The organism is Sphingobacterium sp. IITKGP-BTPF85 (genome assembly GCF_001006065.1).
In the GTDB taxonomy this organism is placed as follows: Bacteria; Bacteroidota; Bacteroidia; order Sphingobacteriales; family Sphingobacteriaceae; genus Sphingobacterium; species Sphingobacterium anhuiense.
The window spans coordinates 1-18,319 of the sequence record NZ_ASZT02000062.1 but is presented as its reverse complement, the minus strand read 5'-3'; the positions used below and the strand labels follow the sequence as shown (position 1 = coordinate 18,319).

Sequence of the window (18,319 nt, the reverse complement as noted above, 5' to 3'; positions counted from 1 at the left end):
TGTACCAATACCTTAAAAATCTACTTTTTCAATAAAAGGCAGCAGCTCTCTTCCCTAAAAATCTCAGAACCTTATCGTAAAATAAGAGCACAAAAAAAACGGTTTGAGTACTATTATTCCCACTTTTAAGAGAAATAACAGCCCCAAACCGTAAGATGCAAAGTCTTCTCAGAGATTACAAAACAGTAACATTAAAGTGTTACTCGATTATCATCACTGTTATAATCCATAAATATATCATTATCAAGCACAACTTCTTTCACCTTTGCTTTAGCTTTCAGTTTTAATGTAGTAACAGCCTGATTACTCTCCCAAACTTGTGGTGTAAAATGAATTTTTTCTTTTTCACCGTCCACATAAGTCAATATCACATCAAATGGAATTGCAAATCCACCATTATTTTCAATCTCTAAACTAATGGTTTTATTTTTTTGACTGACCTTTGACAGCTTCAGATCGATATAATGATTACTAAAATACCAGTTGTTCCAGAACCAATTGAGATTTTTTCCAGATCCTGTATTGAAGGAATAAAAATAATCCCAAGGAGTCGGATGCTTCCCGTTCCAATTCTCCATATAATGATGTAAAGCTTTTCTGAATGCTTCGTCCCCTAGATAATCTTTCAGTGCCAAATAAGATAATGCCGATTTGATATAGGCATTATTACCATAACCCTTACCACTCAATTGTGAAGACAAAGAAATCAATGGCTGATCTTGTTCCGTAGCAGGATCCTGAATCCATCCTTTTACCCGAAATTCTTTAAACAATTGCTTAGCAGCTTCCTCTCCATTTTCATCCATTCCAATTAGCAATTCCAAAGCTGTAGCCCAACCTTCATCCATAAAAGCATAACGGGTTTCGTTAGTTCCCATATAAAAAGGAAAATAAGTATGGGCAATTTCATGGTCTACAGTTTGTCTAGCATCCATCAAGTTATCCGGTACACTGCTATCATTGACCATCATCGGGTATTCCATATCCGCAAATCCCTGAATTGCAGTCATCGTTGGAAATGGATATTCTACTCCTGGCCAATTTTTAGAGAACCAGTCAATACAGTAACGCTCCCACCCTACATATTGCTCGAAATCCTTAGTCCCATTCAAATAAGCCGCCTGAACACTTACTCTTTTACTTTTCAATTGAACACTAGAAGCATCCCACACATAATGATCACTCAAAGCAAAACAAAAATCAACAATATGATCTGCTTCAAACTTCCAGATGTTCCAGTCATGCTGTTTTGTCACCTTTTGTGTCTCCATTTCTTTTAAATCTGCAACTGTAATCACTTGATCCGAAATCAAAGATTTTTTAAAACGGTCTAATATTTCAGGTTGCAGTACCTCTTCAGGATTTAGAAAACTTCCTGTAGCCCATACTACATAATTTTTTGGAACGCGGATTTCAACTTTATAATCATTGAAATCATTATAAAATTCCTGACGGCCGTTATGTTCCAAGACATCCCATCCATTATAATCATCATAAACTGCTATACGCGGGTATGCATAAGCACAGAAATAGGTACCAGGATCAATCTGCCCCTCACGGTCACTGGATAATGACAATGGATATTCCCATTCCATTTCGACTGTGACAGAAGACTTAGGATCAACTGGTTTATTCAACTTAATGCGATTGGCGGTAGTCCAGTCCTTACTATCGATAACATACACTTTATTATCTACTTTAAACGACTTCAACTTCAGTCCCGAAGTGAGAAAATCTGTACTGACGTCCGCAGCTCTTGCGGCTGTAGGTTTATGTACATTATTAGCAAAATGAATAACAAGATCTTTTAATGCATTAGGACTATTGTTCTCATATTGAATACGTTCTTTTCCAGAAACAATTTTTGTTTCTGGGTTTACCGTTACCTGTATGTGATATTGCGCTCTGTTTTGCCAATATTTTGCACCTGGTGCACCCGTTAAACTTCGGGTTTCATTTTTATAAGCCTGCTTAATATGACGAGGAGTATATAATTCCTGAGCGTGCAGGAATATGTTACAGACGACAATGTAAACCAGACTGAAGAGAATCTTTATTTTCATGTACTTTTTTTTGCTAAAGATAAGCAGTTCCTAAACGTCGTACAACAAGGAGATGTGTCGTATATTAAAAATTACTGGCTAAAAAATATCGTAAGTCTTACTTTTAACCGTATTTCCTCAATAAAATAATTCTAGATACCAAAGAGATATCGATAATTGTATAAGAATCATGAGTGCCAAATAAAAAAAATACAAACAAATTTATCTAAGTTTGCATACTATCTATATGACTAAAACGTTAAATTTTATACTCATATGTTGCAATATAAACTTGATACATGAAAAGATATTTACCTCATTTTAAATCTATTAACATAACTTTAGTTTCTTTATTACTTTTGTTCGCAACACATATCACCCCAGTTCTTGCTCAGGTCACTATTGTATCGGACTCTTCTAGATTAGAATCAAAATCCACCTATATGCAGCATAAAATTGATTCTAACGCTTCTTATCAATATGATATATCCGATTTATTTCGCAACATTCTTCATCCAAAAAGAGAGCGAAACCCAAATAAAAAACGTTCTGGAATTACCCTGATGCCTGGTGTGGCCTTAAATCCCACTATTGGAGCTCAAATCGGAATAAAGGGAGTTGCAGGCATTGTACTGGGAGATAAATCGAATACCACAATGTCTACAGCGGCATCAACAGCTTCAGTAACAACAAAAGGTATTATGGTTTTTACGTAAGCCATAACATCTATACCAGAGAGAATAAATGGAATATCCAGGGAGGATGGGCTATTGTAAAAATGGTCAATCCAGATGCCGGCTTAGGAATGACTAAAACTTTTTCTGGACAAAATGATGATGATATTCTTGCTAACCCAGACAAAAACATGTTTGTCTACAAGTATACATCCTTTAGCATCAATGAAAAGCTCTATAAACGGGTTTCAGATAATCTTTTTCTGGGTGCTGGTTTTGCATTTGACATTCGCAGAAATATCAAAGCATCAACCGAAAACAATGACAATCCAAATTACGTCTATAGTAAACGTTATGGTTTTGATCCTGAAAAATTCAATTCAAATGGTCTTCTGTTTAATGTTCAGTATATGACACGTGATAATCCAAATCGTGCGTATAAAGGAATTTATTCGGATATTGGAATTCGTATGAACCAGGAGTGGATGGGCAGTAGTAAGAATGCAATTCAGCTTACCACAGATTTTAGAAAATACATTAGTCTTTCTGAGGAAAACCCTGAACATGTACTTGCATTATGGAATTATGGATCTTACCGTATAGCAGGAAGACTACCTTATCTTGATCTACCAGGAACTGCCAAAGATAGTTATGCACGGTCAGGGCGCGGTTATACGCTTGGGTTTTTCAAAGGCTTATCTTACTTCTATAATGAGGCAGAATACCGGTTCCCGATACTTCGTAATAAATTTATCAGTGGAGCAACCTTTTTTAATATCCAATCGACTAATAACGATATGGATAGCAAATTATTTCAATCTTGGAGAGCTGCTGGAGGAGCAGGATTACGTATTCTGTTTAATAAAGCCACACGCACTAATTTATGTATTGATTATGCTTTTGGTGGGTATCATCAAAGAGGTCTATTTCTTGGATTAAATGAAACCTTTTAAAAAGCAGGCTTAATTGAAGTTTTTCATTATTTTAGGGGCAAATTGTTTTTGAGCCCCAATATCATATGTCTGTTTTTAAATCTGCTTTATACGCTTTAATATTATATTCACCTTCTCTGTATGCACAGGAGGTTAGTAAAGATACCATTACATCCTATCAATTAGAAACAGCAAAAGTATCTGGCTATTTTACAGAACAGCCCCTATTAACAACACCAGGATCTGTTTCTATAGTCGGGCAGAAAGCAATTCTTAGTCAAAATGGTGCAACTTTATTACCGAGCTTGAATACCGTTCCAGGCTTACGGATGGAAGAACGCTCACCAGGAAGCTACCGTTTGGCCCTTCGTGGTAGTTTAATCCGTTCTCCTTTTGGTATCCGTAATGTGAAAATATATGTCGATGAATTTCCAATAACAGACGCTGGTGGGAATACTTACCTCAATCTTATTGATCCGGCTTCCATTTCGCAAATTGAAGTTCTAAAAGGTCCTGATGGATCTATTTTCGGGCCGAACTCGGGAGGTGTACTCATGATTAAACCTAATGGCTTTCAACATAGTCCGTTATCGAAAACCTCACTTAACCTTGCTGGTGGATCTTTTGGATTCGCACAACAACAGCTTTCGATACTACAGCAGATCAACCAAAAATATCAATTTTCCCTTGATCAAAGTTTTACAAGATCCGATGGTTATCGAGAAAATTCGGCTTTAAATAAAAAAACTATTCAAACAGCACACCTCTGGAACTATCATCCACAAGCAAGTCTTAAAGTCTTTGCCCTTTATAGTGATTTGAATTATCAAACACCAGGAGGACTTACGCTAGAACAATATCAGGAAAACCCACGTATGGCACGTCTCGCTACTCCAGCCACACCATCGGCTAAACAACAAAAAGCGGCGATTGATAATAAAACCTTTTTCGGAGGAATATCCCATAAAATCAACATCAGTAATAAACTATCCAATACGACCACTATTTTGGCTCATCATCAAAAATAGAAAATCCATTTATCAGTAATTATGAATATCGAGATGAACAAAACTTAGGGTACCGAAGCTATCTTTCTTACGAATCGCAGGATCAATTGAATTGGCAATTACAAATTGGTACCGAAGGTCAAAAAGGTTGGTATGATATTGCTAATTATGATAATAAAAACGGAGTTTCCACAGATCCTCAAGCAGAAGATAAATTGGAAAATTGGCAGAATTTCTATTTTGTAAGGGGTAAAATTATTCTTGCAGAAAAATTGACCGTGGAGGGTGCTCTTGGATTGAACCAAAATCAAATTGCTTATAGACAAGTATATCCTCAAACCTCGCAACAGAAAGAACGGATCTCTTTTGGAACAACGTGGATGCCGAAGTTTGCGGTATCCTATCTGCTTACACCAAAACTAGCCATCCGAGGTTCCATTTCCTCTGGATTCTCAGCTCCTACAATTGCTGAAGTTCGATCATCGGACAATATCATCAACACAGCTCTGAAACCTGAATCTGGTTACAACAAAGAGATCGGATTACGATGGGAATGGATGAACCGTCGTTTTATTACCGATATATCCTACTATCAGTACAAAATGAATAATGCCATTATTCGCCAGTTAAATGCGAATGCGGTAGAATATTACCAAAATGCAGGAAAGGTAAACCAAAGTGGTATTGAGAGTTCCATTATGGGTTACATTATAAAACCTTCTTCTGAAAGTTTTGTACAAGCGCTGTACATCAATTCGAGTGTGACCTACAATCATTACCGATTTAAAGATTATGAGGTAGGAAATAACAATTATGATAATAATAAACTAACGGCAGTACCGGACTGGATTATTGTTCATGCTTTAAACCTAGATTTTGCCCATCAACTTGGTCTCCATGTGCAACATAATTATACGTCAAAAATTCCGCTAAATGATGCAAATACAGCATTTGCAGATTCCTATCATCTGGTTCAGGCAAAGATTCAGTGGGGATTCAAATTTTCAACTAAATTCATGGCGAATGTATACCTCGGAGTCGATAACCTACTGAATGAAAAATACAGTTTAGGAAATGACATTAATGCATTTGGGAATAGATATTACAATGCCGCACCAACACGAAACTTTTTCGCTGGACTAAAACTAAGTTATTAAATGATACGAGACTATATCATCAGAAAACATTCAACTGATGAAGCTATACCTTACGATATACTGTTATTGGCAGATGAGACGAAAGAAGCTATCGACAAGTATATTTCGACCTGCACCATCTTTACTTTAGTACATCGAATAACTAACGAGATTGTTGGTGTCATGGCAGTAAAACAAATAAATTCAGATACGGTTGAACTAAAAAATATTGCGATCACAGCACAGTACCAAGCACACGGTCTGGGCAGCGACATGCTGTCTTTCTTAAAATCCCATGCACAGGAAGAAAATTTACTGCAGATCTGGGTTGGTACTGCGGATGTAGGCTTTCAACAGCATCGATTCTATATGCGCAATGGTTTTGAAATGAATCACATCCGTCATAACTTCTTTATAGAAAATTATGCTGACCCTATTATAGAGAACGGACTGCAGATGAAGCACATGCTTGTCTTTGCATACCGTTTAAAAACGAATACAGATTAAACTACCTGCAACACAATATAAATAATTATACATACCTATAAAAATAATAGCTTTATAAAAAGAGCATTTAGATACCATGAGCAATTTCAATTATCCATTAAACTTTCTATTTAAAATTTCGACTTTTCATAATGACTTCACCATAAAGGATAGTGAGGATCGTACACTTTTTTATGTTCGTCAAAAACTGTTCAAGCTTAAAGATGAAATTATGATCTTTTCAGACGAAAGTAGATCAGAACAGCAGTATGGTATAAAAGCAGACCGTTGGTTAGATTTCAATGCAAATTATACTTTTACAGATACCAGAACTACTGAAACGATTGGTAAAGTGGGCCGCAAAGGAATGAGATCGATATGGAAAGCTAATTACAATGCTTTAGACATCGATGGTCTTGAAGATTATACCATCAAAGAAGACAATGGCTGGGTAAAAGTTGGCGACAGCTTTTTAGGTGAAATACCGATACTTAATATTCTTACCGGATATGTATTCAACCCCTCATACACCATGTATGATAAAGAAGGAAATAAAATATTACAGCTCAAGAAAAAACCTTCTTTCGGCCGAAAATTTACATTGGACAAACTCGCGGATATCAACCCAAAGGATGAAACAAGACTTATTCTTTGTTTTATGATGATGATCTTACTAGAGCGCGAAAGAGGATAAAATAGAAAAGGAGAATACAAGATGTATTCTCCTTTTCTATTTTATAAACCTTTAATCTGATGGTTCAAGTGATATAGCTTAACAAGCCTTTCTATAAAAAACAGGATCAATATTGCATAGATGATCTGAGAAACTAACAAGGCATTTTCCTGTTGCGGTAAATTGAATTGGAGGTCTTTCCATGACTTGCTGAGTAGATAGTTCAGTCCAAGCCCAAATATCATTCCTGCTAAGAAAAAATAAATTCCTCTCTTACGATCCTCTAAAACAGCAACCGCTTTTTTTTCATCCTGTTCGATTGTTTGCATTACGCGACTTTCAAAATCAGAAAAAGGCATTTTAAGTTTACTGCTCTGCATTAATGTCTTCATTAATTCATCATTATTTTCCATGCTACACATTTGCTTTATTCATTAATTCCTTCAATATGGCGTACATTCGTTTTCGGCCCCGGTGCAAGATGACTCTTGTATTTGCATCAGTCCAGCCCGTTATTATCGAAACCTCTTTGATACTTTCTTCCTCCAGATAAAATAACCGTAAAGCCAAACTTTCATTTGCCGGTAATAGACAAAGTGCTTCATTGATCATCTGACTCCGTTCTTCATCCTCCAATAAAGTCAGGTCACTTTCATCGATCACCTCTTTATCATAATCTGACTGAAAATCTAACACTTCAATCTTAATCTTTCGCAATTGCATAAAGGCTGTATTGACGACAATTCGATATAACCAACTGCTAAATTTGGACTGCTGATTAAACGTGTCGAGTTTATGGTAACATTTGACAAAAGCATCCTGCGCGACTTCTTCTGCAAGCGATTCGTTTTTCACAATACTCATTGCAACAGAAAAGACCATATCCTGATATTTTTGTAAAAAATATCGAAAGGAATCGCGATCTCCCGCTAAAACTTTATCAATATACTGTTGATCCATCAATCCCTATCCTGCTTAGGTTTATCTACATAATTAGCAACAATCATGCAATACCGCCACAAAGTACAATAATCGAAACTTTAAGTACACCGACAATATTTTCGGTCTGATATTGCGAAATTAAACCAACGATCAACAGCCCGATGCCAATTCCTACTATAAATACACCTAAACGTAACCAGTGTGAAATTCGAACTTGTTTTTTATAAAATTGAGATAAGTCCAGCCCTGCTTCGATCAAGGCCATACGCTCTTTATTTCTTGCTTGAAAATAGTAATAAAGCGTGAAGAAAATTGTACTAAAAAATGATACGAACATAATCGCACCCATTGTTTCCTTTTCCATAATTTATATTTTTCTCATTAGATGCAGACCGATCATCAAATGTTACAACTTAGCACTATAAATTTTAAAAAATGCTTTTTTAGTCTTTTAGCAAAAAATATTTTTGGAAAACGAATTTACATCGTTGCGCTTATATTCATACTGATATAACAGTTTTAAAGACTCTGACCATAAATATTGAAGAATAAAATTGGTTTTATATGACGGAATTAAAATTGTAAATAAAACAAATTTATCTAAGTTTGAGTAGCATGTATACAAAAGACGTTTTGCCACAGGGTTCAGATGATTTTCACCAGTTTCGATTCTCAGATATTCATTTTAACAATGAAAATCGATACAGCTTTTATTCTTGGATGTCAAACTTATCCGATAGCAACGCTCCAATCCGCATATTGACACTAAAGAAAAATGAAGGCCATTTCTCTATCCTCTCCCTAGGTATTCCCTACGATATCATTGTCGTTTATGACACTCCCGTACTCTCATTACTGTGCAATTGCTCTGAAAGCGAAGAATTCTGTATCCATCAAAAGCTAGTTCTGAATGAAATCTTTAAAAATGATCAGGTATATTTATTTTTCTCCGATCATGCTTATCAGAATTATCTAACTAAAATAGCAGTTAAATATGGGATAGAAGATGAACAGCAACTCGAGGATTATTTCGAAATTCAATGCATAGACGGTGTTGTAAAAACCATCAAAAACAGGATAATTTACTAGATTTATCTCAAGATATTCTTAACACCGCAACAAATCCTGATTTAAAACGCAACAATAAGGAATTAGAACAGCTAAGCAACATTCTAGTACTTAAAGAGCATAAATACTATAAACACCCTCAGGTGTTACTCTATCGTGCAGCCCGAGCTAAAAATGGTTCGCTAAAAAACCCAGTACAGCAACTTCATGTGAGGAAATGATCTGGAAAAGTAAAGATATTACAGAAAGTCAATTTTTTACCGCACTTCATTTTTTAGGGCAGAACACAATAGAAGAAAGCAAACAACAGATCACCGCCTTTAAAAAGCTGATTAAAAATCCACTAGGACTGGAAATCTATCAACATGATAAATCCTTATCGCAAACTATCGGGGCAAATAGTCTGACGCAGATCACATTAAGAGAACTACCCAAAACAATCCTAATTGACATCGATCGCGTCGGGAGATTTTTCACTGTTAGAAGCTCAATTCAAATCGCTGGACAAGATCACGCTTTACAGCAGCTTCCTGTAGTCTTTGATTATTTCATTCAGTTACAGCAACATTTCTATTTTATAGAGCATGCACAAATCCTTGCCCTGTTCAAACTTTTCAACACGACAGCAGATCACCTTATCGTACATCAGTCCAAATTCGAAGGTTTTAACAAGGATTTCTTAGTAGCAATGGAGGAGATTGTAGAAGTCAACTATCTACATATTCCCAAAGCAAATAGTAAACAAATCAAAGAACAACAGTTTTATAACGACACCGAATCGATTATCTATCTGGAAGAATCTGGTGATTATATCAATCTCATTCCGACCATGCGATATGCGGATGTAGAAGTTCCTGTTCGAAGCAGAAGATCTATCTTCGGATTTGATAAAAATGGACAAAAATTTTTAGTGAAACGGGATCTCGAAGCAGAACTCAAGATCATCAGCTTGATCATTAAGCAACATCCCTATTTCCAGGAGCAACTTGATGAAGATTTTCAGCACTTCTATCTGCATCGTAAACATTTTCTTGAACTGGACTGGTTCTTAAATGTGTTTGAAGATTGGCGCAATCATCATATTTCCATCATCGGATTTAACGAAATAAAAGCAAATAAATTCAACTCATTTAAAGGTAAAATAGCAATTCATGTGCTCAGTGGACAGAATTGGTTTAATGTAAATGTGGATCTGCAGTTTGGTAAAAGTAAAGGTTCGCTTAAAAACCTTCAAAAAGCTATTCGTAATAAATCAAAATTCATTACACTAGATGATGGTACGCAAGGTATATTGCCCGAAGAATGGTTGAATAAATTTGAACAGTTCTTTTTAGCAGGCGAAATCATTGATGACAGCCACTTACAGATTGCAGAAACAAATTATACAGCCATTGATCAATATTTTGAGGAACAATGGTTATCCCAAATAGCAAAAGAACGTTTGGAAGAAATTAAAAGTAAAATACGCAACATCGATCAGGTCAAACCCGTAATATTATCAAAAGATTTTATCGGCGAACTCCGTAATTACCAACATGATGGATTGAATTGGCTAAATTTCTTAGATGAATTCAATTTTGGTGGTTGCTTAGCGGACGATATGGGACTCGGAAAAACCATTCAGGTCATTGCTTTTATTTTAGATCAACGTAAAAAAGTAAAAAACAATTGCAATTTACTGGTACTTCCAACCACGCTAATTTTCAATTGGAAAAACGAATTGAAGAAATTTGCTCCTTCCATTAAGGTACTTATATTACAAGGTGCAGATCGTCAAAAAAACACCTTTGGATTCGATCAATATGACCTGATACTAGTTTCTTACCATAATTTATTGACCGATATTAATCACTTAAAAAAACACACTTTCAATTATATTTTTCTAGATGAGTCACAGCAGATTAAAAACCCCGAATCACAACGTTACCAAGCCGTTACCAAACTCAGTGCACGCAATCGTATCGTGATCACGGGTACACCGATCGAGAACAGCACCATGGATTTGTTTGCGCAACTGTCGTTCGCCAATCCCGGATTATTAGGTTCGAAAAAATATTTTAAAGATGTCTATACTACGCCTATTGACGGATTCAGCAATAAAAAAAGATTGGAAGAATTGCAACGCAAAGTAAAACCTTTTATTTTGCGACGTACAAAAACGGAGGTTGCCAAAGAGTTGCCTGCAAAAAATGAAATCGTACTTTATTGTGAAATGAAGCCTGCTCAAAGACATATCTACGATACTTACGAAAAGGAATTTCGGGAATTTATCTCGGTCAAAGATGGAGATGAAATACGCAAGAGTCCTATGCATGTACTAAAAGGATTGACCAAATTACGTCAGATCTGCAATTCAACAAAATTGCTAAAAACAGATGATCTAAGTGTAGAACAAGATGCCTGCAAGATTGAAATGCTTATCGAACAAGTACTCGACAAAAGTCCATATCAGAAAATCATCATCTTTTCCCAATTTGTGAGCATGCTAAATCTAATCGAAACAGCTTTAGCCAAACATGATATCACAGCACTAAAATTGACAGGACAGACAAGAGACAGGCAACATATTGTAACACAATTTCAGGAAAATGAAACACAAAGGGTCATATTGATCAGCTTAAAAGCAGGTGGAACGGGCTTAAATCTTACAGCGGCGAGCTTAGTCTATTTGGTTGATCCCTGGTGGAATCCTGCAGTTGAAGCGCAAGCTATCGACCGCGCCTTTCGAATAGGTCAAGCAAAAGATGTCACCGCGATACGCTTAATCTGCCCGGATACTGTGGAGGATAAAATCATGAAACTGCAAGCCAATAAAACAGCAATAGCAGATAACATCATTTCCAGTACTTATAATCCGATTGCAGACTTTATGAATAAAGAACGCCTACTGAGTTTATTTCAATAAATCGAATTGCTACATACAAAGCGAATGTTAAGAGCTCATCTATGCCCTTAAAACATACATTTTTAAATAATTATCCTGATGAAAAAACTAAAGCAAAGCATTGAATATCTGAAATCTTTAGAACATATTTCTATAACGGCTAATTTAGATGATATTTGGTCGTATATCTGCTATTCCCCTAAAATGCCATTGCGACAACATCAAGAGCTACTAATACAGTTAGCTTCAAAAGATGAATTAGCAGTAAAGGATGAATTTTTCAGTGGTCACCTATTATCTTTTCCTCTCTACCGTTGGGGATCGGGCAAAGATTTAGTTTTGTTGACACACGGTTGGGGATCAAAAGCCGCAGATTTTTCCATGCTTATTGATAAACTATTGGAAAATCCAGATTTAACGATAATCGCATTTGACGCACCTGGAAATGGAGGAGCGGAAGGAGAATTATCCAATTTAATTTTATACATTGAAGCTGTTCAAACTATTATTAATACCTATGGTTTACCTGCAATAGTCATCGGTCATTCTCTCGGTGCCATGGCTAATATCGCAGCATTAGCAAAACTTAGACATACTCCGAACTGGATTATCAGTCTTACTCCTTTGGTAGATTTAAAAGCAAATTTCGCAGCTAGTATGGATTTCGTAGCTGTACCAAAAGATGTTCAAGAGCACTTTTTTCTGAATTTTGAAGAAAAATTCAATATGAAAACCGCTTACTTTCATTTAAACAGTTTATACGATTTTGATAATAGCCAGCAGCATCTTGTACTCTATGATCAACAGGACAAAATTGCGCCCTATACCTATCTGCAATCATTTTTTAAAGTTCATCCCCCGACAGAGGCGATAGACTTGAATGGTGTCGGTCATGAACGCATATTAAAATCACAGGAAGCACTAGCTTACATTCTTGAAAAAATAAGTTCTTTAAAATAAGAAGAATCTTTATTCAAATCCTTCAATTTTTGACAGATGAAATGTAGCATAATACTGACGCTACTAGTCTTCATTATGACATCATAAGGGCAAAAAGCAATCTTCTAATGATTACCTTTGTATCACAAAAATTTTTAAAGTAGCATGATTAAAGCAGTTTTTTTTGACATCGACGGTACTCTTCTTAGTTTCGATACCCACAAAGTACCCGCTTCAACCGAAAAAGCCATTCAAGAATTAAAATCAAAAGGTATAAAAGTAATTGTTTCTACGGGAAGGTCTATCAATAGTTTAGATCATATCAAATACCTTGACTTTGACGGATTTATCACATTCAACGGTGGCTATTGCATCACGAAAGAGGGTGATGTACTTTCAGAAAAGGAATTCACGCCACTGATATTCAATCTTTGATTGACCATGCTGCAAAAAATGAAGTAAGCTTCTCGTTGATGTCTGAAGAAGAAATCAGCATTTTTCAAGTAACACCGAAGATCGCTTCCATGTATGCACTCTTGAATTTACCTGTCCCGCCTCAAAGATCGTACGCAGACTTTGATATGGGATCTGTGCTTCAAACCAATATCTTCATTCAACCGGAGGAACAGGAAGAATTCATGAACAATGTAATGCCTAATTCTGTGGCCAGCCGTTGGACCCCGCTATTTGCAGATGTGAATCCTTTAGGTCAAAGCAAACAAATTGGTATCGATATTTTCATCAAACACTTTAATATCGACATCAAGGAAACCATGTCTTTTGGTGATGGCGGAAACGATATCACCATGTTGAAACATACGGCCTACGGAATTGCTATGGGTAATGCCAATCCTGAGGTAAAAGCTATTGCAGACTATATTACAGATGATGTAGACAGTGACGGTATATATAATGCTCTAGCACATTTTGAGGTTATCTAAAACCTCAAAGTTAGATTTGCGCGAAATGTATGTGCATTGCTATTCATAATAAGTGTATGTTGATCACCAAATTCATACTGTAGACGAGCCTGATAATTCTCCACAGAGTCATTAACTTTTTGATCTACAATATAGTGATTAACATGATTTGTAATATCCAATGAAATGATTTTTTCAAATACTGAAATCTTGATTTTCATTGGATATTTTTCTGCTGCGTGATATCCTTGCCACAAAGCATTCTGAACCAATGGCAATAAGATAAACCTCGGTACAGACAAAGTGGGATATTCGATCTTTTTAGTCCACACAACGGAAAGGTCTACAGCAGAAATCTGACTGAATAAAGAAACATATCTTTCCATAAAATCAATTTCTGCTTCAGCACTATTCTGAGTTTCCAATTGCGAAGCAATATCCTGATAAGCTAGAAAAGCTTGTAAAAATAAGGTATTCTTTGGATCATCCTTAATTTTATCCACGCAACCTCGTATAAGTTCTACATCAAACTGACTGTTTACAAAAGAAAGTTTTGCCTTATCTTTCCATTGTTCGTGTAAGTTTTCAGGAACTTTACTGCTCCATAAACGATTCCATAATCGATCCATCACCACCTTTAATTTAAAATCCTAATAACCTATTTAAACTTATCTAATGTCTCTGAAACCCTAAATTCAACAATTCTTGCGATGAGTTCAAATGGGATCGGCTCCCGTAACGGAAACTGCACCGAACCTTTACCTTGCTTATAAGAAGCAAGTTCTGCTTCGAATTTGAGTGACCGGTCGGCGTTGCATAAAACCCGATATGTTTCTGATAACCGCCGAAATAAACAAGTGGTTTCCCTTTTAATTTATAAGCTGGCATGCCATAAGCTATTCCTTCGGTAGCTTGAGGAGCATGCTGCAGAATTGTATTACGGACCTGCAACAAGATCTCCTGCACTTCTTTTGGAAAAGAAGCAATGTACTCGTCTACTGTTTTAAATTCAACATTCATCACTAATTATGATTTAAAGTTCAAGATAAATGTAAACAAAAGGTAACCATTATACCAATGATTCCCTTTTGTTTTATATAAACGTATGTATTTGTATCTTATTCTAAACCACTGACACCACCTGAAACAACGAGCTTCATCGCGTCTGTAGCAGACATATCTAATTTGGTTACCAAGGATGATTTTACAACGACCACCTGACCTGCAAATGAATATGAATAGGGAAAATAAACCACCACTTCATCTGTAAGCTTAATTTTTGATAGATCTGATTGTGTCAGAAAACCAATTTTACTAACACCTATTTCATTCACTTTAACTAGAACAGGAACATTAAATTTTTTGGCATCACCTACAAAGGCTTCAGTAAAATCTTTAATGGATGAATATAGCGTATTCAACAAAGGAATACGGTTAATCTGATTATTCAGCCAGTGTTTAATTGGATCTGTCACAAATTGGTAAAAACAATCCCTGCTACAACCAAAAATAAAATGACTGTTAAAATACCAATTCCGGGAATATATAAAGGATGTCCTGTCTCATCCTCCAGGAATAACCCTGTAAGGTTAAGCGCCGAATCGACTGAAGCAACAATCCAAACAATTAAAAAAACCGCACCAGCTAAAGGAACAACGACCAAAGTTCCTTTGATAAGATAATTTAAAAAAGCTCTAATTAATTTTGATAACATATCACTTGTACCTAAAAGACCCTACAAAGATGCGAAATAAGCCTCGAATTACTCGTAAAAATAAACTCTTTTCACCCGTTGTGAGATATTGACCAACAATTCATACGGGATGGTTCCTATAGCCAATGCCGCTTCCTTGATATCAGGATAAACAATAACTTCGTCTTCTTCATTAACATTAATATCTGTCACATCCAACATACACATATCCATACAGATATTTCCAATGGTAGAAACCAGTTGCCCGTTGATCGACATTTTACCTACTCCATTACCGAACCTTCGATCATAACCGTCTGCATAACCGATCTTGATGGTTGCGGTTCTGCTCGCACGTTGCAACATACCAGCGCGATTGTATCCTACTGTTTCATTAGCCGCAAGCTCTTTTATCTGGGTAACATTGGTCTTCAGAACACTAACTTCTCTCACCGGCAGATCATCTCGATCCATATCAATTCCATAAAGACCAATCCCTAAGCGTACCATATCGAAATAAGCACTTGGCCACAGATCAATACCCGATGTCGCAGCAATATGTCTGATAAAAGAATACCCTAATTCCTCCTTAAGTTTTGTAGTGAAAACATCTAAAAGATGAATCTGACTCTCAGTAAAATCATTATCAACAGCATTTCCAGCCGAAGCTAAATGTGAAAAAACAGACTGCACTTTCATCGCATCCTGATTTTTCAATATCGCTAGCAGTTCATCAACTTCCTCTGGCATAAAACCAAGACGATGCATCCCGGTATCAACTTTAATATGGACTGGAAAATCTTTTAGTCCTTGCTGTAAGAGATAGCGGAGAAATGAATTTAAAACTCTAAAACTATAGATCTCTGGTTCCAACTTATGATGTACAATAGCGTCAAAGGCATTTTCATCAGGACTCATTACCACTATTGGAAGTGTGATGCCTCCATTTCTCAGATCAACACCTTCATCAGCAAAAGCAACCGTCAAATAATCCACATGATTAAACTGTAGTAAATTAGCAATTTCAAAACTTCCACTTCCATAAGAAAAAGCTTTTACCATAGCCATCAATTTAACACCTGCAGGCAACAGACCCCGGTATACATTGAGGTTATGTTCCAATGCATTTAAATTAATCTCTAATATCGTATCATGTGATTTAGCAACCAATCGTTTACTGATCTGTTCAAAATGATAATCACGTGCACCCTTTATCAAGATCGTTGAATTGCTATAATCAATATGCTTAAAACCATCTATAAATGATTTTGTATCCGAGTAGCTGGCCGTGGGTAATGAAAACTGTGCTTCCAACTGACTCAAAATAGGTCCGATAAAAATCAAATCAGTTAATCCACTAGCTGTGACCAAACGCTTTAGTTTACTGATACTCTTCTCATCATGCAACTTTACACCAGGAATATCGGATAAGATTAGGACCTTACGAGAATTTTGCTTTTGTTGCTTTAAAAAATCCAATGCAATCTGTAGCGCTACCAGATCATTACTATATGAATCATCAATAATGGAAGTATTATGTTTTCCTTTTTTCAATTCAAGACGCATCTCCATCGGTTGCAACGTGGCAATACGATCGGCTATAGTTTTAAAATCATAACCAAAAGTAATCATCACTGCAATACATGAAATCGCATTCTCAATTGATGCTTGATCAACAAAAGGAATTTTAACCGTAAAAAACTGGCGGGAAAAACATAAACTTACCAATGTAGCTTGATCACCTTCCTTCTTAAGTGAATAAACCTCTAATTGACACGATTCATCCTCTCCCCAGGCAAATTTGTAAATTTGAGAAGGCATATAGATCTGTTCAAGATACTTTTTAGGATAGACCAATACCTCAGCATCTGTAAAAAGTTTCAGCTTCTGCGCAATTTTTTCCTCTTTCGATTGAAAACCTTCTTTATGGGCTACCCCAATATTGGTTAATACACCATGCGTGGGTTTAATCATTTTTTGGAGTTTCTCCATTTCACCGACCTCACTTATTCCAGCTTCTATGATGGCGAAATTATATTGTTCATTCAGTTCCCATAGTGATAAAGCAACACCCAGCTGTGAATTATAGCTTTTAGGACTGCGATAGATTTTATATTCTGGAGATAGCAGTTGAAACAACCATTCTTTGACAATAGTCTTACCGTTGCTCCCCGTAATACCCAATACAGGAGATTTAAATTTCATGCGCTGTGTTTCTGCTACTTTCTGTAATGCTAAAAAAGTATCTGCTACCCATAAAACATTAGCATCTGGCAATACCAGTTCTTGCTGAAAGTCATCTTGTAACACAAAATTTCTAATCCCTTTACTATAGGCATCCATGATAAACTCATGTCCATCACGACGATTGATCAAGGCAAAGAATAATCCTGTTTCAGCATTTACGATCTTACGTGTATCATAAATCAGATTTTGAATGATAGATTTATGATAAACAATAATTGATCTTTTAGGAACAACAATCTCTGAAATATCCGATATGGTATACATTTTTTAAAATATTTATTCAATCAAAGCTCCACAATTTTTCAATAAGTTCAATATATTTTTGAAATTTGTAAAGATGTTTGACGAAGAGAAAACGAGAAAAAAAATATACACACCTAAGCAAGCATTGCTTAAGGCTGCCAGCTATTGTGCATATCAAGAACGGGCACAACAAGAAGTACGGGATAAATTATACGAATGGGGATTATTTCAAGAAGATGTGGAGGAAATTATTTCACAATTGATTTCGGACAATTTTCTTAATGAAGAGCGCTTTGCAATAGCTTATACTTTAGGTAAGTTGCGGATAAAAAGTTGGGGAAAGATTAAAATTAAACAATCTTTAAAACTCAAACGCGTATCAGATCCCTTGATCAAAATTGCATTTTCAAAAATTGATTTAGATGAATATGAA

General features: G+C 35.9%; 19 protein-coding genes and 1 pseudogene. 11 read left to right on the top strand and 9 right to left on the bottom strand.

Annotation, left to right across the window (positions count from 1 at the left end; all coding sequences use genetic code 11):
* Positions 1 to 191: 191 nt before the first annotated feature.
* Positions 192 to 2,063, bottom strand: a complete 1,872-nt coding sequence (locus L950_RS13295; protein ID WP_021190908.1) for a M1 family metallopeptidase — start codon at positions 2,061 to 2,063, stop codon at positions 192 to 194.
* Between the two features lie 278 nt (positions 2,064 to 2,341).
* Between L950_RS13295 and L950_RS33245 the strand changes: the two genes are divergently transcribed.
* The 6 genes from L950_RS33245 to L950_RS13275 all read left to right on the top strand — a co-directional run bounded on the left by L950_RS33245 (position 2,342) and on the right by L950_RS13275 (position 6,971).
* On the top strand, positions 2,342 to 2,758 hold the full coding sequence (locus L950_RS33245; RefSeq protein WP_231577260.1) for a hypothetical protein: 417 nt from the start codon (positions 2,342 to 2,344) through the stop codon (positions 2,756 to 2,758).
* 62 nt (positions 2,759 to 2,820) lie between these two features.
* Positions 2,821 to 3,669 (top strand): BamA/TamA family outer membrane protein, encoded by an 849-nt coding sequence (locus L950_RS33240; RefSeq protein WP_231577259.1) that lies wholly within the window; start codon positions 2,821 to 2,823, stop codon positions 3,667 to 3,669.
* A gap of 65 nt (positions 3,670 to 3,734) precedes the next feature.
* Positions 3,735 to 4,676, top strand: a complete 942-nt coding sequence (locus L950_RS26535; RefSeq protein ID WP_052764408.1) for a TonB-dependent receptor — start codon at positions 3,735 to 3,737, stop codon at positions 4,674 to 4,676.
* Positions 4,637 to 5,812 (top strand): TonB-dependent receptor, encoded by a 1,176-nt coding sequence (locus L950_RS26530; protein WP_084825444.1) that lies wholly within the window; start codon positions 4,637 to 4,639, stop codon positions 5,810 to 5,812. The genes L950_RS26535 and L950_RS26530 overlap by 40 nt, the downstream gene beginning before the upstream one ends.
* Positions 5,813 to 6,298 carry a GNAT family N-acetyltransferase gene (locus L950_RS13280; RefSeq protein ID WP_021190907.1) on the top strand — a complete coding sequence of 162 codons (486 nt, stop codon included), beginning with the start codon at positions 5,813 to 5,815 and terminating at the stop codon, positions 6,296 to 6,298. It abuts the gene before it with no gap.
* A gap of 76 nt (positions 6,299 to 6,374) precedes the next feature.
* A complete protein-coding gene (locus L950_RS13275; protein WP_021190906.1) occupies positions 6,375 to 6,971 on the top strand; it encodes a hypothetical protein in 597 nt (198 codons plus the stop codon).
* Between the two features lie 41 nt (positions 6,972 to 7,012).
* On the opposite strand, the gene L950_RS13270 is transcribed toward L950_RS13275, so the two are convergent.
* From L950_RS13270 to L950_RS13260, 3 genes are read right to left on the bottom strand one after another with little or no spacing between them, the layout of a single operon-like run.
* The gene (locus L950_RS13270) at positions 7,013 to 7,363 is read right to left on the bottom strand and encodes a hypothetical protein (protein ID WP_021190905.1); all 351 of its coding nucleotides are present in this window, start codon (positions 7,361 to 7,363) and stop codon (positions 7,013 to 7,015) included.
* A 1-nt stretch (position 7,364) separates the two neighbouring features.
* Entirely contained in the window at positions 7,365 to 7,910 is a 546-nt protein-coding gene (locus tag L950_RS13265; protein ID WP_021190904.1) for an RNA polymerase sigma factor, read from the bottom strand.
* Positions 7,911 to 7,953: 43 nt separating this feature from the next.
* The gene (locus tag L950_RS13260) at positions 7,954 to 8,256 is read right to left on the bottom strand and encodes a DUF6249 domain-containing protein (protein ID WP_021190903.1); all 303 of its coding nucleotides are present in this window, start codon (positions 8,254 to 8,256) and stop codon (positions 7,954 to 7,956) included.
* Between the two features lie 251 nt (positions 8,257 to 8,507).
* Here L950_RS13260 and L950_RS13255 point away from each other — a divergent pair, with 251 nt between their 5' ends.
* The 4 genes and pseudogenes from L950_RS13255 to L950_RS13240 form a co-directional block, all read left to right on the top strand.
* Positions 8,508 to 8,981 carry a hypothetical protein gene (locus tag L950_RS13255; RefSeq protein WP_031288809.1) on the top strand — a complete coding sequence of 158 codons (474 nt, stop codon included), beginning with the start codon at positions 8,508 to 8,510 and terminating at the stop codon, positions 8,979 to 8,981.
* A 196-nt stretch (positions 8,982 to 9,177) separates the two neighbouring features.
* The gene (locus tag L950_RS13250; RefSeq protein ID WP_052764406.1) at positions 9,178 to 11,865 is read left to right on the top strand and encodes a DEAD/DEAH box helicase; all 2,688 of its coding nucleotides are present in this window, start codon (positions 9,178 to 9,180) and stop codon (positions 11,863 to 11,865) included.
* A gap of 78 nt (positions 11,866 to 11,943) precedes the next feature.
* Positions 11,944 to 12,804, top strand: coding sequence for an alpha/beta fold hydrolase (locus L950_RS13245; protein WP_021190902.1), 861 nt, complete (start codon positions 11,944 to 11,946; stop codon positions 12,802 to 12,804).
* Between the two features lie 213 nt (positions 12,805 to 13,017).
* Positions 13,018 to 13,724: pseudogene (locus tag L950_RS13240) on the top strand (Cof-type HAD-IIB family hydrolase); the annotation flags it as partial.
* Here L950_RS13240 and L950_RS13235 read toward each other — a convergent pair.
* From L950_RS13235 to L950_RS13220, 5 genes are all read right to left on the bottom strand, one after another.
* Positions 13,721 to 14,332, bottom strand: a complete 612-nt coding sequence (locus L950_RS13235; RefSeq protein WP_021190900.1) for a hypothetical protein — start codon at positions 14,330 to 14,332, stop codon at positions 13,721 to 13,723. The pseudogene L950_RS13240 and the gene L950_RS13235 sit on opposite strands and share 4 nt — an antisense overlap.
* A 43-nt stretch (positions 14,333 to 14,375) precedes the next feature.
* Positions 14,376 to 14,723 (bottom strand): iron chaperone, encoded by a 348-nt coding sequence (locus tag L950_RS13230; protein ID WP_231577257.1) that lies wholly within the window; start codon positions 14,721 to 14,723, stop codon positions 14,376 to 14,378.
* 98 nt (positions 14,724 to 14,821) lie between these two features.
* A complete protein-coding gene (locus L950_RS36555) occupies positions 14,822 to 15,178 on the bottom strand; it encodes a DUF502 domain-containing protein (RefSeq protein WP_316930637.1) in 357 nt (118 codons plus the stop codon).
* Positions 15,175 to 15,417 (bottom strand): hypothetical protein, encoded by a 243-nt coding sequence (locus L950_RS36550; RefSeq protein WP_316930636.1) that lies wholly within the window; start codon positions 15,415 to 15,417, stop codon positions 15,175 to 15,177. The genes L950_RS36555 and L950_RS36550 overlap by 4 nt, the downstream gene beginning before the upstream one ends.
* A 48-nt stretch (positions 15,418 to 15,465) precedes the next feature.
* A complete protein-coding gene (locus tag L950_RS13220; protein ID WP_021190899.1) occupies positions 15,466 to 17,907 on the bottom strand; it encodes a bifunctional UDP-N-acetylmuramoyl-tripeptide:D-alanyl-D-alanine ligase/alanine racemase in 2,442 nt (813 codons plus the stop codon).
* A 73-nt stretch (positions 17,908 to 17,980) separates the two neighbouring features.
* Between L950_RS13220 and L950_RS13215 the strand changes: the two genes are divergently transcribed.
* Positions 17,981 to 18,319: regulatory protein RecX (locus L950_RS13215; RefSeq protein WP_021190898.1), on the top strand; the 339-nt coding region annotated here is incomplete at its 3' end.

Excerpts from the sequence above, each read along its gene's own strand:
- L950_RS13295 (WP_021190908.1), bottom strand. The coding sequence starts at position 2,063 with ATGAAAATAAAGATTCTCTTCAGTCTGGTTTACATTGTCGTCTGTAAC.
- L950_RS33245 (WP_231577260.1), top strand. The coding sequence starts at position 2,342 with ATGAAAAGATATTTACCTCATTTTAAATCTATTAACATAACTTTAGTT.
- L950_RS33240 (WP_231577259.1), top strand. The coding sequence starts at position 2,821 with ATGGTCAATCCAGATGCCGGCTTAGGAATGACTAAAACTTTTTCTGGA.
- L950_RS26535 (WP_052764408.1), top strand. The coding sequence starts at position 3,735 with ATGTCTGTTTTTAAATCTGCTTTATACGCTTTAATATTATATTCACCT.
- L950_RS13280 (WP_021190907.1), top strand. The coding sequence starts at position 5,813 with ATGATACGAGACTATATCATCAGAAAACATTCAACTGATGAAGCTATA.
- L950_RS13275 (WP_021190906.1), top strand. The coding sequence starts at position 6,375 with ATGAGCAATTTCAATTATCCATTAAACTTTCTATTTAAAATTTCGACT.
- L950_RS13270 (WP_021190905.1), bottom strand. The coding sequence starts at position 7,363 with ATGGAAAATAATGATGAATTAATGAAGACATTAATGCAGAGCAGTAAA.
- L950_RS13265 (WP_021190904.1), bottom strand. The coding sequence starts at position 7,910 with ATGGATCAACAGTATATTGATAAAGTTTTAGCGGGAGATCGCGATTCC.
- L950_RS13260 (WP_021190903.1), bottom strand. The coding sequence starts at position 8,256 with ATGGAAAAGGAAACAATGGGTGCGATTATGTTCGTATCATTTTTTAGT.
- L950_RS13255 (WP_031288809.1), top strand. The coding sequence starts at position 8,508 with ATGTATACAAAAGACGTTTTGCCACAGGGTTCAGATGATTTTCACCAG.
- L950_RS13250 (WP_052764406.1), top strand. The coding sequence starts at position 9,178 with ATGATCTGGAAAAGTAAAGATATTACAGAAAGTCAATTTTTTACCGCA.
- L950_RS13245 (WP_021190902.1), top strand. The coding sequence starts at position 11,944 with ATGAAAAAACTAAAGCAAAGCATTGAATATCTGAAATCTTTAGAACAT.
- L950_RS13235 (WP_021190900.1), bottom strand. The coding sequence starts at position 14,332 with ATGGATCGATTATGGAATCGTTTATGGAGCAGTAAAGTTCCTGAAAAC.
- L950_RS13230 (WP_231577257.1), bottom strand. The coding sequence starts at position 14,723 with ATGAATGTTGAATTTAAAACAGTAGACGAGTACATTGCTTCTTTTCCA.
- L950_RS36550 (WP_316930636.1), bottom strand. The coding sequence starts at position 15,417 with ATGTTATCAAAATTAATTAGAGCTTTTTTAAATTATCTTATCAAAGGA.
- L950_RS13220 (WP_021190899.1), bottom strand. The coding sequence starts at position 17,907 with ATGTATACCATATCGGATATTTCAGAGATTGTTGTTCCTAAAAGATCA.